Origin of the sequence: Pseudoalteromonas tunicata (assembly GCF_002310815.1) — a bacterium.
Classification (GTDB): domain Bacteria; phylum Pseudomonadota; class Gammaproteobacteria; order Enterobacterales; family Alteromonadaceae; genus Pseudoalteromonas; species Pseudoalteromonas tunicata.
Genome location: NZ_CP011032.1, coordinates 1,011,477 through 1,026,025, shown reverse-complemented (window position 1 = coordinate 1,026,025; position 14,549 = coordinate 1,011,477). Strand labels below are relative to the sequence as shown.

Annotated in this window: 13 protein-coding genes; 7 read left to right on the top strand and 6 right to left on the bottom strand. The window is 38.8% G+C overall.

Annotation, left to right across the window (positions count from 1 at the left end):
• Nucleotides 1-25 precede the first annotated feature (25 nt).
• Nucleotides 26-1,828: a type 1 glutamine amidotransferase family protein gene (locus PTUN_RS04720; RefSeq protein ID WP_009838556.1), complete on the bottom strand. Its 1,803-nt coding sequence runs from the start codon at nt 1,826-1,828 to the stop codon at nt 26-28.
• Nucleotides 1,829-2,177: 349 nt separating this feature from the next.
• On the opposite strand from PTUN_RS04720, the gene folE2 reads away from it, so the two are divergent.
• The 6 genes from folE2 (at nt 2,178) to PTUN_RS04685 (ending at nt 8,672) form a co-directional block, all read left to right on the top strand.
• Complete coding sequence (gene folE2, locus PTUN_RS04710) at nt 2,178-3,101, top strand: GTP cyclohydrolase FolE2 (RefSeq protein WP_040643954.1); 924 nt, start codon at nt 2,178-2,180, stop codon at nt 3,099-3,101.
• Between the two features lie 138 nt (nt 3,102-3,239).
• Nucleotides 3,240-3,833 (top strand): DUF2726 domain-containing protein, encoded by a 594-nt coding sequence (locus PTUN_RS04705; RefSeq protein WP_009838554.1) that lies wholly within the window; start codon nt 3,240-3,242, stop codon nt 3,831-3,833.
• 136 nt (nt 3,834-3,969) lie between these two features.
• On the top strand, nt 3,970-4,677 hold the full coding sequence (gene mtnN, locus PTUN_RS04700) for a 5'-methylthioadenosine/S-adenosylhomocysteine nucleosidase (protein ID WP_009838553.1): 708 nt from the start codon (nt 3,970-3,972) through the stop codon (nt 4,675-4,677).
• Complete coding sequence (locus PTUN_RS04695) at nt 4,678-5,628, top strand: cobalamin biosynthesis protein CobD/CbiB (protein ID WP_009838552.1); 951 nt, start codon at nt 4,678-4,680, stop codon at nt 5,626-5,628.
• A gap of 16 nt (nt 5,629-5,644) precedes the next feature.
• Complete coding sequence (locus PTUN_RS04690; RefSeq protein ID WP_240434400.1) at nt 5,645-6,445, top strand: cobalamin-binding protein; 801 nt, start codon at nt 5,645-5,647, stop codon at nt 6,443-6,445.
• A 67-nt stretch (nt 6,446-6,512) separates the two neighbouring features.
• Nucleotides 6,513-8,672, top strand: coding sequence for a DUF6351 family protein (locus PTUN_RS04685; protein ID WP_009838550.1), 2,160 nt, complete (start codon nt 6,513-6,515; stop codon nt 8,670-8,672).
• Here the strand turns inward: PTUN_RS04685 and PTUN_RS21930 are convergent.
• From PTUN_RS21930 to PTUN_RS04670, 4 genes are all read right to left on the bottom strand, one after another.
• Nucleotides 8,645-8,821 (bottom strand): hypothetical protein, encoded by a 177-nt coding sequence (locus PTUN_RS21930; protein WP_009838549.1) that lies wholly within the window; start codon nt 8,819-8,821, stop codon nt 8,645-8,647. The two genes, PTUN_RS04685 and PTUN_RS21930, sit on opposite strands and share 28 nt — an antisense overlap.
• Nucleotides 8,822-8,924: 103 nt before the next feature.
• On the bottom strand, nt 8,925-10,055 hold the full coding sequence (locus tag PTUN_RS04680) for a sodium ion-translocating decarboxylase subunit beta (RefSeq protein ID WP_009838548.1): 1,131 nt from the start codon (nt 10,053-10,055) through the stop codon (nt 8,925-8,927).
• Nucleotides 10,056-10,063: 8 nt separating this feature from the next.
• The gene (gene oadA / locus PTUN_RS04675; protein ID WP_009838547.1) at nt 10,064-11,842 is read right to left on the bottom strand and encodes a sodium-extruding oxaloacetate decarboxylase subunit alpha; all 1,779 of its coding nucleotides are present in this window, start codon (nt 11,840-11,842) and stop codon (nt 10,064-10,066) included.
• A 12-nt stretch (nt 11,843-11,854) separates the two neighbouring features.
• The gene (locus tag PTUN_RS04670; protein WP_040643929.1) at nt 11,855-12,094 is read right to left on the bottom strand and encodes an OadG family protein; all 240 of its coding nucleotides are present in this window, start codon (nt 12,092-12,094) and stop codon (nt 11,855-11,857) included.
• 642 nt (nt 12,095-12,736) lie between these two features.
• Between PTUN_RS04670 and PTUN_RS04665 the strand changes: the two genes are divergently transcribed.
• Complete coding sequence (locus PTUN_RS04665) at nt 12,737-13,948, top strand: M23 family metallopeptidase (protein WP_009838545.1); 1,212 nt, start codon at nt 12,737-12,739, stop codon at nt 13,946-13,948.
• A 56-nt stretch (nt 13,949-14,004) separates the two neighbouring features.
• Here the strand turns inward: PTUN_RS04665 and PTUN_RS04660 are convergent, their stop codons facing one another.
• Nucleotides 14,005-14,478, bottom strand: a complete 474-nt coding sequence (locus PTUN_RS04660; RefSeq protein ID WP_009838544.1) for a YcxB family protein — start codon at nt 14,476-14,478, stop codon at nt 14,005-14,007.
• Nucleotides 14,479-14,549 lie beyond the last annotated feature (71 nt).

Below are 14,549 nucleotides of genomic sequence, written 5' to 3'. Positions count from 1 at the left end.
CCTGCACAATTAGAATAAAAGCAGGCTAATTAACTAATATTTTATTGCTCACACCACTAAATGAACAAACGGTTTCGCTTCGACCATCAAGTAATAAAGCACCTTGTCTAGCGGTGCTACTTGCATCTTTAACCAATTGCAAAGTATAGTTTATTTCTTGCAGTTGACCATTTGCCTGCGCCGAAGATGCACCTGTATTACACAGCATTTGATTAAATTTATAAAAGTTATTTCGCGCAAAAGGCTGAGCTGAAGTAACCGTTGGATTTGCACTATTTAATCGCGTGGCAACTTTCCAACTAGCAATATCATGAGATACCGCGTTATTTCTAAACATAAATTTATCTTGATGGGTAAAGTAATGACTAACAAACTCATCACTCGCCATTGAACCTGTTTGTAAATTACCGTTTTTGGTATCAAATACCCAGATGCCGCCACGACCAATCACTTCTAAATTAAGGCTATCGCCTTTTTCTGAATGCTCAATGGCAATTGAAACCGCTGTTTGTTTTTCTAAACCAAAAGCAAAACGAGTTTTGGTGGCGTATGCCGTCTTTAATAGGCGAGTTTCACGGGCTAAAGAGGTGATTTGATTATCTAAAATACCGTATGGAAATAAATCCAATATGCCTTGGTTTAAATAAGTAAGTGTTCTTTCGGCTTCTAATGAAATACAGTCAACACCAAGATTACATGCTTCAGAAGCATTAAAAATCGCTGTTGTTGGCTCAACAAACGTTTGTACGCCCTCGCCTGATAAAATAACATTTTGACTGGCAAGCATGTTTACCGTTTGGCCTTCAACGCCGACTATCAGTTGGTTATTTGCTAGCATCTCTTTGATTTTTAATAACTCGACACTTGGTTCTCCAGTAGGAGTATAAAAAGCATGAGAAGTGAGTAACGGGCTACCATCGGCAATATAAATCGCATCAGCTCGTTTTAACTCATTGATTAAACCCTCCTTCTTTTTACACAAGGTGAGCTGCTGATTAAATAAATCGGGATACAGAATATCACGTCTAAAACTGGCGAGTTTTTGTACTTGTAATTGTGAAAGACTATCGCAGGCATTGTTATCATAATCTTTAACCGACATGACTGTTTGCATTGCTGCATCTAACGGCAACCAAATTGCTTCAAAACCTAACTGGTTAAATAACTCGTAATAATAATCAACTTTTTGATAAGGATCGCGATTACCACCAGTTACAAAAGCAACCCGCGGCTTTCGCTTAGAACCTGCAACTTGCTTAGCTTGCTGGTAAAACGCCTGGTAAGCTAACATGGCGGTTTCATTTTCTGTTGATGCTAAATCAACCTCAGTTTTTAAACGCTTAGCTGAACGATTACTTTGCTTTTGTTCTAATAAATCAAATAGATTATTTTTTTCAAATTCAAATAAACCAGACCAAACATCACGCCCTTTAAATATCTCATCGCCATAAGAAAATGAACTGCGACGAAGAATTCTCACAAAGTCTCGCTCGGAGAGTTGTTTATCATTAATTTCGGGTTTTATCGCTTTTAACAATGCTATTGTTTGCGCTTTTAATTCAGGTTGCTCAGTCCAGTTAATATCAGATAAACGAGAAATCGCTTCATCGGTAATCGCGTAAATAGGGCCTAGTTTTGCTGACTCGTCAAAACCTTTTGTTATTTTACTTTTGGCGCAAAATTGGGTATTTTCACTTGAGCAAACTTCAAGTTCTTGACCAAACAAAAACAAACTGGCTTGCTCTTGTGCAACGCCAGTGTGTAAATAAAAAATGGTAGAAAGACCAAAAAACAGATTAGCGAGGGGCTTAGTTTTACGAATATTCATCAAAAAACACCATTTTTATTATTATTTTTAAATAATTTAGGTTAAACAATCGGCAGTAATAATGCACGCACAATAGCAAACCCTATTCTATCAATAACTCTGGTTAGTTAAAAGAATATACCTTAGATCCTCGATGATTTTATCTTTAAATTGAATTTAACTTGCCTTAATACACTAATTTTTATGCTGTTTATCGTTTTTAACTTCACTACACAATAATACTTGAGTAAATTTGTAAGGTATTTTGCACAAACATGGCTTTTTTTCACTATTGAAAAACAGCACCGCTGCAAATTTTATTGTAGAATGGCGCGTTTTTCCGCACCGGTTATTTTGGAGTACACCACCAATGCAAAAAATCATGCCTGACATTGCCCACACAGCCGAGGCATTACAAGAAGGTACTTTAGATTGGGTTGGCATGAGCCAAATTGAGTTACCTTTAATGGTAAGCAGCAAACATTGTGCTGAGCAGCATGTTTCAGCCAAAGCAGAAGCCTTTGTTAATTTAACCGACCCACAAGCAAAAGGCATTCATATGTCTCGTTTGTATTTAGCATTAGATGAGTTGTCAAACCAAACTACGCTCACCCCGCAATCACTATGCGGTTTGCTTGATCAATTTATTAGTAGCCACAATGACCTCAGCAATCAAGCGCAAGTTAATCTTAAATTTGATTATCATTTACGTCGCAGTTCATTATTAAGTGGTAAAACTGGCTGGAAAGCCTATCCAGTTGAAATAAATGCAACATTTAAAGACAATGCCGTTACTTTAGAATTGAGCGTTGCTGTAACTTATTCATCAACATGCCCTTGTTCGGCAGCGTTAGCCCGCCAATTGATTCAGCAATCGTTTGAACAACGCTTTACTGAATCGGCGGTAGATAAAGCACAAGTGCTAGACTGGTTAGGAACAACCCAAGGCATTGTTGCCACACCTCACTCACAGCGCTCTGTGGCTCAAATTAAAGTGAAATTAGCAAACACTAGCTCTGAGTTTGATATTTTGGGTTTAGTTGATGCACTGGAAAATGAACTTAAAACCCCTGTTCAAGCTGCAGTAAAACGTGAGGATGAACAAGAGTTTGCTCGTTTAAATGGTCAAAACTTAATGTTTTGCGAAGATGCGGCACGAAAAGTTAAACACGTATTAAACCAAAACACCTCTTTTGCTGATTTTTGGTTACGAGTCAATCATTACGAGTCGCTTCATGCACATGACGCTGTCAGTATTGCAGTCAAAGGTATTACCAACGGATACCGAGCCTAAAGCGACATTGAATATAGAGCAGGTCTTGACCTTCTGCTGTCCCAGATAACTCCTCGATTTTATTACATTTGACACAGATAATTTGGCACAAAAAGTGCTTAAAGAATTCAAGTGTCAATTTGTTGTCTTGGAGTTTCTATGGAATTTGTCTTGTTATCAATCTTAATTTTAGTTGTCATTGCTGCGGTGATTGCAGGTCGAATGACAGATAACGGTAATCCCTACCCCTTTAAAAGTAAATCAACCTTATTCACTCAAGTCGAAAAATCTTTTCTTGCTCTACTCGAGCAATCTGTTGGTGAAGATTACAAAATTGTCAGTCGAGTAAAGCTTGTTGATATTATTGATTTTAAATCAGGAATATCAGTCAAATCTAAACGAATGGCTTTAGCAAAAGCTAAAAACAAACAGTTAGACTTTGTTTTACTGGATAAACAAAACTTCAATATTGTTGCTGCAATTGATTTAGTCAATAACAACAATAAAGAAGGCCATAAAGCGCAAAAAGACTGGTTTGTTGGCGGGGCACTTGAATCTGCAGGGATTCCACACATCCGTATGAAAGTAAAAGCAGGATATAAATCATCAGAAGTGCGCCAAGCTATTTTATTTAAACTTGGCAAAAAGGCTGTACGTCAACCTATTGTAAAAGCAAAAACGATTATGCGTCCGGCAGTTTTATCGCCGACACAAATAAAAGCAAGCAACTCAACGGCACTTGCTCAGGTTTAAACCTAAAACGAAGCAATCAAAGTCGCCAAACCTATGGCGACTTTTTTATTTAAAGACCAAAACACTTCGCTCGTAACTTCGCATTTTTTATCTTGAAGCAGTATAATCAGCCCATCTTGATTTAGGATAACTCTCTATGAAAATTGGTATTATTGGCGCTATGGAGCCTGAAGTTGCTATTTTACGCGACGCGATGACAGACGTAACAAGCACACAAATTGCAGGTTTTACTTTTTTTACTGGCTTACTTGCTGATCAAACCGTTACCTTAGTGCAATCAGGCATTGGTAAAGTAGCATCTTGTATTGCAACGACATTATTAATTGAACGCTTTAGCCCAGATTGTGTAATTAATACGGGTTCAGCCGGTGGTTTTGAACAAAGCTTAAATGTAGGTGATGTTGTGATTTCATCAGAAGTGCGTCACCACGATGTCGATGTCACCGCTTTTGGTTATGAAATTGGCCAAGTACCGCAGATGCCGGCAGGATTTGCCGCTCACCCAACGCTGATTAGTGCAGCACAAAAGGCGATTGAAAGCCTTGGCAATATCAAAACCATGACTGGGTTAATTTGTACTGGTGATTCGTTTATGTGTGATCCTGTGCGCATTGAGACTACACGCTCACAGTTCCCAACTATGCTTGCAGTAGAAATGGAAGGCGCTGCTATCGCGCAAACTTGCCATCAATTGAATACTCCATTTGTGGTTATTCGCTCGTTATCGGATATTGCTGGTAAAGAATCACCAGATTCGTTTGAAGCTTATTTAGTGACGGCTTCAGAGAACTCATCAAAAATGGTTACTGCTTTACTTAATAACTTACAAGGTGTGAGCCTGTAAGTGTCTCTCGATTTTGTCCAACCTTTTTTGGGCTTAATCATCTTACTGGTGGCAATTTGCGCTGAGCGCTTTTTGCCACTCGCTAAGAGCTACCACCCGCTGACGCTTTATCAACTCATCATCCAAAACATCAGAACCCGTATTTATCAAGCCAATAATCCAACTTGGTATCAATATTTGGCTGGCACTTTGGGTGCTGTTTTACCCGCAGCACTGGTATTGGCCCTGTGTTTCGGCATTATCTCTTTTGCACATTATCCACAGTGGTTTGCAGGGCTCATTTTGTATATCAGCCTTGATTTTCAACCGCTAAAACAAAGCCTAGCTAAAATTCCATCTTTACTAATGCATAATCAAAAATCCACCGCGAGGGATATTTTAAAGCCTTGGTTAAGAAGGCAAACCGATACGTTATCATCTCTTGGTATTATTAAAGCAAGCATTGAAACGCTCACCTTACGCTTTGCTCGTCATTATTTTGTGATCGTATTTTTATATTTGTTTTTTGGAGCTTATGTCGCCCTTGGTTATCGTTTATTGCAAATAACTCGTCAAACTTGGTCGAAAAAAACGCCTATTAATAGCCCGCTATTGCGCCCCGTAGATACGCTGATTTATTTAATTGAATTTGTACCTATCCGCTTACTTTGTTTATCTCTCATTTTAAGAAAAGCCATTGCAACCCCTTGGCAAAACATCAAAAAGTATGGTCAATTTTATTATGATAAAAACAGTGGCTGGCTACTGAGCGCAATGAGCAGCACATTGCAAATTCAATTAGGTGGCCCAGCCTTGTACCAAAAAAGGCGATATGCAAAAATGCGGATCAGTCAGCACTCATTACCTCAAGTGACTGATTTAATACTCAGTTTCAATGTGATTAACCAAGTTCGATTTTTTTGGTTAATCCTGATTATTTTTTTGGAGATTCTTTTTGTCGCACTTACTTAAAAAATGCTTTTTTATTGTGCTTTTATGCTCCCTCTCTTTTAACTCTTTAGCCTTTGAACGCATCGCAACCTTAGCTCCCCACCTTACCGAATGGGTTTACTCTCTGGGTTTGGGAGATAAGATAGTTGCAGTGAGTGCCTACAGTGATTACCCTGCTGATGCGTTAAATAAACCGATAGTCTCTGATGTCAATGGCATTAACTTAGATGCATTAGTGCGCTTAGAGCCTGATTTGGTGTTGGTATGGCAAGGAGGCGTTCAACAAGGTCAAATTGAAAAACTAGAGCATCTGGGTATTAAAGTACATATTTCACAACCTACAATGTTGGCCGACATTACAACTGAGCTCAATAAGGTTGCGGTACTGACTAAAACCGAAGCGCAAGCACATGTTATCACCTCGCGCTTTGAAGAAAAGCTAAGCCAATTGCGCAATCAATATCAAAACAGAGCAAAACAAAATACGTTTTTTCAAGTATGGAATTCCCCATTAATTACTGCCAATGGTGATAATTGGATCCAGAACCTGCTTGATGTTTGTGCGTTAAGCAACCCTTTTGCGGAGCATCAAGTTGCTTACCCAACCGTCAACAAAGAGCAAGTCATGATGAAAAATCCTGATATCATTATTATTTCAGATAAAAATAGTAATAGCGGTCAAGGTGAGATATGGCAGCGATTACCTATGATAAATGCGGTAAAAAACCAACGAATTTATTATATTAACCCAGACTTTTTACATCGTTATACCGAGCGAGTATTGATTGGAATAGAGCAACTTTGCCAGCTGACTGAGCTCAACCAACCCAAAGAGTAAAAATTAAAGTTCATAAGTCAATTTAAGATTACCTATACTTAGTTATAGGTTGTATTAGGAGGTCTATATGAACTTTTCTAAGTCGTTATTTCCATTTTTACTCTGTACATTAACCTTAACTACTTGCAGTGATACTCCTTATCAGCATCGGCAAGTACTTACGGTGGCTAACACAGTTAAGGCACCACTACTTAACATTAATCATCATATTCGTTACACGCCAAGACCCTCTGAGACATTTGAATTTCCGATTAAACAAGGTGAGATCGGTCCTTATTTACCGCTTTACTCTGGCGATTTAAGCTATCCATTTGCTTGCTCATCGTATGAATCTGGTCTTGGACAGCCTGAAATAGATAATCACGAACTATTAGGCACTCCTGTATTTAAAGAAAAAAATGGTCAGCTCACTCCCCAAGTTTTAGGTTTCAGTAAAGATTGTTTAGTGAAAACACAAATTCGCTTTTATGTCGCAAAAAATGAAAAGCAATATCAGGAAGTACATGATTTAAAAACACTTAAACTCAACGAAACAGATATTTTATTACGTGTTGAACAAGGATCTATTAATCGCTATATCTACGTCATTATGATGCCTATCACATTGCCAGAAGTGACGGATAGAACAGCCAGTTCACTGTGGAATAAACGTTTAATCTATCAATTTGCCGGTGGTGTTGGCATTGGCTTTTTACAGGGAAAACTCGACCCAACTCAGTTAATTGAACGTCGTTTTAACCAATTAAAAAAAGGGTATGCGGTTATTTCAAGCTCAGGTAATAAAACCAGTTATACCTACAATATGCTCCAAGCTGAAGAAACTGCCACACGAGTTAAAAAGCAGTTTATTGCTTTATATGGCAAACCACTTTATACCGTTGGGATCGGTGGTTCAGGTGGTGGGCTTGCTCAATATCTACTTGCCCAAAATGCGCCTGGATTAATTGATGGTGCATTACCATTGTATTCTTATCCAGATATGGTCAGCCAAACGCTTTATGCACTCGATTGTGACTTATTTAATAACTATTATACTTTTCGCAGCGATTTAGCCTTTTGGGATAATAGTGAACGAAAATTAGCAATCGAAGGGCTCAACAATAATGAAACTGAGCATAAATCTTGGTTTTTTTATCCAATAAACCAACTACTTCATCTTAAAAAGCCTTATTTACCCAAAAATTACAGTGAATGTATTAATGGTTATTTTGGTTTAAGTGCGCTAGTAAACAACCCAGATCAAGGCTTTCTCAAACCAAACTTTAGTCCTAATGTAAAAGAGATAACGCATTGGAGTTATTGGCAAGATTTGGCCAATGTATTTGGCAAAGACCAACATGGCTTTGCTAATTCAATTTGGGATAATCAGGCAGTTCAGTATGGCTTAGTTGCACTGCAAAACAATCAAATCACCCCACAGCAATTTATTGATTTAAATTATCAAATTGGTGGCTGGAAACCTGCGCATCAAATGAAAAAAGAACAACTACTATTTGTTCCATTTACCAACATTGGTATTTGGTTAAGTCAGTGGAGTAATCATAATATTAATCAAGCAGATGAGCGCCCAGCTAAACGTAGTAAAGCCTCTTTAAGTGCTATTGAACGTGCATATCGTTACGGGCAGGTGTTTTTAGGTTTTAACGACATTCCAACCATTGATATCCATCACTATTTAGAGCCGCAACTTAATATGCATCATGTGTCTACTGCGTTTGCCACCCGCCTTCGGATTGCAGAGCAAACAGGGAGTATTCACAATCATAAAATTTGGATTGCAGATCCTGCTTATACCCCGCTTGAAGAGGCCTTTTTAGCAATGGATAAATGGCTTTTACAGCCTGAAAGCTTAAATCAAGAGCAAGTGAGTGATCGCTGCTTTGCTGCTGATGGTTCGGTCATCGCTAAAGGTGAGGATGTGTGGAATGATAAATGGAATCAACAACAGCAAGGTGACTGCGCTAAACAATTTCCCATTTATTCAAATAGCCGTATTCAAGCCGGAGGCCCTTGGTCTGGTAGTATTTTTAAATGCCATACCGTGTCGGTAGCCACTGCAATACAAGCAGGTTTATATGGCAATCATGATATGAAACCCTATCAAGAACAATTAGCGGCTATCTTTCCTGATGGTGTTTGTGATTATCGTTTAGGTGATAGTGCCAAACCAAAAGACTTAATTGCCGATGAGTCAACTACTCACCCAAGCATTGCTTTTAGCAATTGAGTGAATAATAAAATCATCAATAATGGCCAAATCCAACGACTGATTTTGGCCATTTTTTCAGGTGAATACCGAGGGCCAAATCGCTCAATTAAGGGTAATAAAACCAGTAATGTACCAAACAATACAATAATTAATATAACGGCATTCATAAACTTTAAGCACTCCAAAAATCTGCGACCAAGAATACTAACATAAAAAAAGCGGCCTATTGGCCGCTAAAAGTATCTACGTTGGGAGACGTATCACAAAAACTTATCCGACAAGCGCAAGTAAAATACCCGCAGCAACGGCACTACCAAGCACACCCGCCACATTTGGCCCCATAGCATGCATTAACAAAAAGTTATGAGGATTAGCCTCTAAACCAACTTTATTTACCACCCTCGCCGCCATCGGCACAGCCGAAACACCTGCTGCGCCTATAAGTGGGTTAATCGGAGTTTTAGAAAGCTTATTCATTAAGCGCGCCATAAATACCCCTGAAGCAGTTCCAATACCAAAAGCAATAGCCCCAAGCACTAAAATACCTAAGGTCTCGACGGTTAAGAACTTATCGGCCGCTAATTTAGAACCTACAGCTAAACCTAAAAATATAGTGGTAATATTAATAAGCTCATTTTGGGCTGTATTTGATAATCGGTCGACTACTCCCGATTCACGCATCAAGTTACCTAAACAAAACATACCAATTAAGGGGGCTGCTGCAGGTAAAAACATTATGGTTAACGACAAAACTAACAGTGGAAAAATAATTTTCTCTTTTTTAGACACTGTGCGTAATTGTGGCATTTGAATATTCCGCTCAGCCTCAGTCGTTAAAGCGCGCATGATCGGAGGCTGAATAATTGGCACAAGTGCCATATAAGAATAAGCAGCAACCGCAATTGCACCAAGCAAATCAGGGGCAAGCTTTGAGGCTAAGAAAATAGCAGTTGGGCCATCAGCACCACCGATAATTGCAATCGCAGACGCATCGGCCAATGAAAATTCAAAACCAGGTATAAAGTTGAGTAAAATTGCACCAAATAAAGTAGCAAAAATACCAAATTGTGCGGCCGCGCCCAATAACAACATTTTTGGATTTGCAATCAAGGCACTAAAATCTGTTAATGCTCCAACACCCATAAAAATCAACAATGGGAAAACCCCAGTATCAATCCCAATATGATAAACGTAATACAGCAAACCACCTTCATCTGATAAACCAGCCAGTGGGATATTGGTTAAAACGGCACCGAAACCAATTGGTAATAAAAGTAATGGTTCAAAACCTTTAGCAATCGCTAAATAAAGCAATAAACATCCAACCATAATCATCAGTAGCTGGGGCAGCTCAAAATTGGCAAGCCCTGTGGCGTGCCATAAACTCAATAATGCTTCCATAAAAACCTCTACACTAAGGACAACAAAGGCTCACCAGTTGTGACTGAGTCACCTTCTGATGTGAAAATTTCAGCAATTGTGCCTGAGCTTACTGCTCTGATTTCAGTTTCCATTTTCATTGCTTCCATGATGATCACCACATCACCACGCTCAACTTGCTGACCAGGTTTCACTTTCACTTTAAAAATATTGCCTGTTAGAGGTGCATTAAGTGTTTCACCACCCTCAAGTGATGCTGACTGCGGGATTAATTCGCTGTCTTTAAGCTGTACATCTTTTAATTGGCCATTGGGTGCAACAATTACATCATAAACTTTACCATCAACTTGAACACTGTAATGTTCAGTTGAACCAACAGCTTGAGCAGCAGTCGCTTTTACCTCTGCTTTTGCTGGAGTCTCACCACATGGTACAGGTTCAAATGCCGCTGGATTATTTTTATTCTTTAAAAACTTTAAGCCAATTTGCGGGAATAAGGCATAGGTTAAAACATCATCAATTGCTTCATCTGCGAGTGTAATGTTTTCTTTTTCAGCCAGTTCTAATAACTCTTTTTCGAGAATATCGAGCTCAGGCTTAATTAAATCAGCAGGTCGACAAGTAATGGCTTCACCGCCCGCTAAAACACGCTCTTGAAGCGCTAAATTAACTGGAGCAGGAGTGGCACCATATTCACCTTTAAGCACACCAGCAGTTTCTTTGGTGATGGTTTTATAACGCTCACCCGTTAGTACATTTAAAACTGCTTGAGTACCAACAATTTGTGAGGTTGGTGTTACTAATGGCAAAAAGCCTAACTCTTCTCGCACTTTAGGGATCTCAAGTAGCACTTGGTCTAGCTTATCGCCCGCGCCTTGCTCTTTGAGCTGATTTTCCATATTTGTTAGCATACCACCGGGTACTTGCGCCAATAAAATACGGCCATCAACCCCTTTGAGGCTTCCTTCAAAAGCAGCATATTTTTTACGAACATCACGAAAATAGGCCGCAATTTCTTCAAGCTCGGCAAGATTTAATCCGGTATCACGCGCGGTGCCTTCAACAATTGAAACGATTGTTTCTGTAGCGCTATGACCATAAGTCATACTCATTGATGAGATAGCGGTATCGAGCATATCAATACCCGCATCAATTGCTTTTTGATAGGTGGCTGTGCTTAAACCCGTTGTGGCATGGCACTGCATTGCGATTGGTACCGATACCGTTTCTTTAAGTGCTTTGATCAGCGTTTCTGCATCGTATGGCTTTAATAATCCAGCCATATCTTTAATACAAATTGAATGACAGCCCATATCTTCAAGTTGCTTGGCAAGTGTGAGCCACATATCTAAAGTGTGGACCGGACTTACAGTGTATGAAATAGTGCCTTGAGCATGAGCACCAACTTTAATCGCCGCTTTTATTGCAGTTTCAAGATTACGAACATCGTTCATCGCATCAAAAATACGAAATACATCAACACCATTATGGTGCGCGCGCTCAACAAACTTTTCAACCACATCATCAGCATAATGACGATAACCAAGCAAGTTTTGACCACGCAACAACATTTGTTGTTTGGTATTTGGCATGGCTTTTTTTAGCGCTCGAATACGGTGCCAAGGATCTTCACCAAGGTATCGAATACAAGAATCAAACGTTGCACCACCCCAAGATTCAATTGACCAATAACCTGCTTGATCGAGCTTTTCAGCAATTGGTAACATATCTTCTAAACGCAAACGGGTTGCTAATAATGATTGGTGTGCGTCGCGTAAAACGAGTTCGGTTAGCTTTAGTTTTGACATCTCTCGCCCTTATTATTTTTCTTGATTACGATATTGATGAACTGCTGCAGAAATAGCAGCGATATGTGCATTGGGTACTGCAGCTGATTTAAAACCGGCAGACTTTTTTGGTTTTAGCGGTTCAGGTTCTTGCCCCACCAAATGAGTCATCAATTTGATGGCACCGATTAAAATAGCTAAAAAGATAAAAACAACCACCATGCCTGTTAGCATTATGTTTGCCGCTTGCATCAACGACGACGCTATATCCATTCCCTCACCCCCATGAATAAGCTAATAAAAAACCACCAAAAACAATAAATATTCACTAAAAATGAATAAAACCATACTAACAAGCAAATAAACATTGTCAATTGGTAAAACCAATTAAACACAAACTAACATAATCAACATTAATTTAACAGCCAACAACATGGGGATTTTTCATCATGTTATAAGCTTTAAAAATATTGGATATAGCTAAAATCTATATAAAATAGATGATTCAGTAAGATAACCAGCATAATTAATAAAATGAAAAAAATAAAACAACTCAATAACAAGATCAATTGGTCAGACCAAAAACACGAAAAACACATTGACGTTTACGTAAGCTAGAGCATGAATAAAAAGTGAATAATTTAAGATAAGCAAGCCATTTTTTAGTGAAGACTCGAATAACTGCGAGACAATCCACTGCTAACCAAATGATTATAAATACTAATTTTTTATAGCCACGCTCGATTTAGAATTATAAAAAGCTACAGCGAATAAAAAGTAAACAAAACTCTACATTATGCTAAAAATGAACTTAGAATAAAAACCCATAAAAGGAACAAATAAAGACTATTACATTTTTATAACAATTACCTAGAGTATAAAAACCACTTACAGGTACAAACTCTAGGAGCAATAATGAAAAAACATCAACAAATTGCTAAGCTAAGCAGTGCAACCTTACTACTTGCCTCTTTGTTTAGCCCATCGATTTTTGCAGATAGCCATCAAAAAGATGTGTTCAAGCTTTCTAAACAACACTTAGCAGCGTTAAAAACCAATAGCCTGCAAGTGATCGATTCAAATACGTTTTTATTTAATAACCAACTAAATCAAATTGATTGGCCCAATTATTTTGCACTACATGCACCATCACTTTTAGCAAAACAAGAAGTTATTTTGCACTGGGCTGGCTATAGCAGCGTCAATCCTAAACTACTAATTGCGCTCATCGAGTTACAAAGCCAATTAATATCGACCCCAAATGAGGCAAACGTTGAACAACCATTAAAAGGGCTATCAAACGAAGTCGGTTTCGATAAACAAGTAAAAGATATTGCACTGCAGCTTAGCGCTCGCTTTTATGCATTTGAACAAGCTTTATCTGATAACAAAATAAGCCAGCTTCAAAGCAATACACCCGCGACTTTAGCGCTGCAAAGCTTATTTTCTACTTCCGAGCAGCAAACAGAACAGACGAATCAGCCTGCACAAAGTAAATTTAATCAATTATTATCGAGCTATGCGCAAATATCGAATGGCGAATCGCTTTTAATCGATATAAATAACAGACAGTTAGCGGCCTCGGTTCAGACTTCAATACAGGCTGCGAGCTTTTACATGTCATTTCCTTGGCCAAGTGGAAGCGCTTGGTACAGCGGCGGCGCACATTCTAATACTGGTTCCGGCTATCCATTTTCATCGTTAGATTTTAACAATGGCTCTGGTGGTTGGGGCAGCAATACCCCTTGGGTACAAGCTTCCCATGGTGGCCAAGTAACACGTTATTCGGCATGTAATATCCGAGTAACCCACTCAAGTGGTTACGCTACAAGTTACTATCATATGGATAATGTGCAATATAATACTGGTGATGTGATTTCGGCTGGTGCATGGCTTGGTCGTTATGCAAACAATTATTCAGCGGCACTGTGTGAAGGTGGGCAATCAAGTGGCCCGCATGTTCATTGGTCACTTTTATATAATGGCCGATTTATCTCGTTGCAAAATGCATATATAAGTGGCTATCGCGTTGATGTCGGTAATAGCAACTACGACGATTATTGCTCTAACTTCTATTTTGAAAAAAATGGCTATCGGACTTGTGCTTGGAGCCCGTTATATCGTTAAACTATGATTGGGTAAAAGGAAAAAAGCCTTTTACCCTTTTTAATTTGACACAGATGTTAACTGGCTAACTGTTGTGTGATGTATGCAATAGCCTGCTCATCAACATATGCTTTAGATAAATAATGGCGAGTATTTTTGCTGGTAACGACTATAATCCCCTTTGGTGTATCAATCACTTCAGCCAAGTCAGACCAATAAATCACAAGTTGATGATAAATACTTTGAGTCGCTATTTTTTCTTCGTCGATGATAAGCGTCACAGTTACATTTGCCGAGCGACTCCACATCTGTCGCGTCACCCACCAAGGCTTGCGATAGTAATAGGCAATAAATTCTAAAACACCTATGCCCATCAATAAATAAGCCGCAAATTGCCCTGTATCCGTAAAACGATTTAACAGTAGGCCAAAAATAATCAAACCGCTGGCAAAAATTAACTTACGTTTAGGCGCAAGGTTAATCAGCTCAGATTGCTCAAAACACTCAGTAAAATAAGCTTTATTAAGTACAAAACTAAAATTAAATGACATAAAAGCTCACTTGCAAAAAAGAAGGATCATACCTTAATCACGCCTTTGTGCCCATGTTAACGTTACAAATC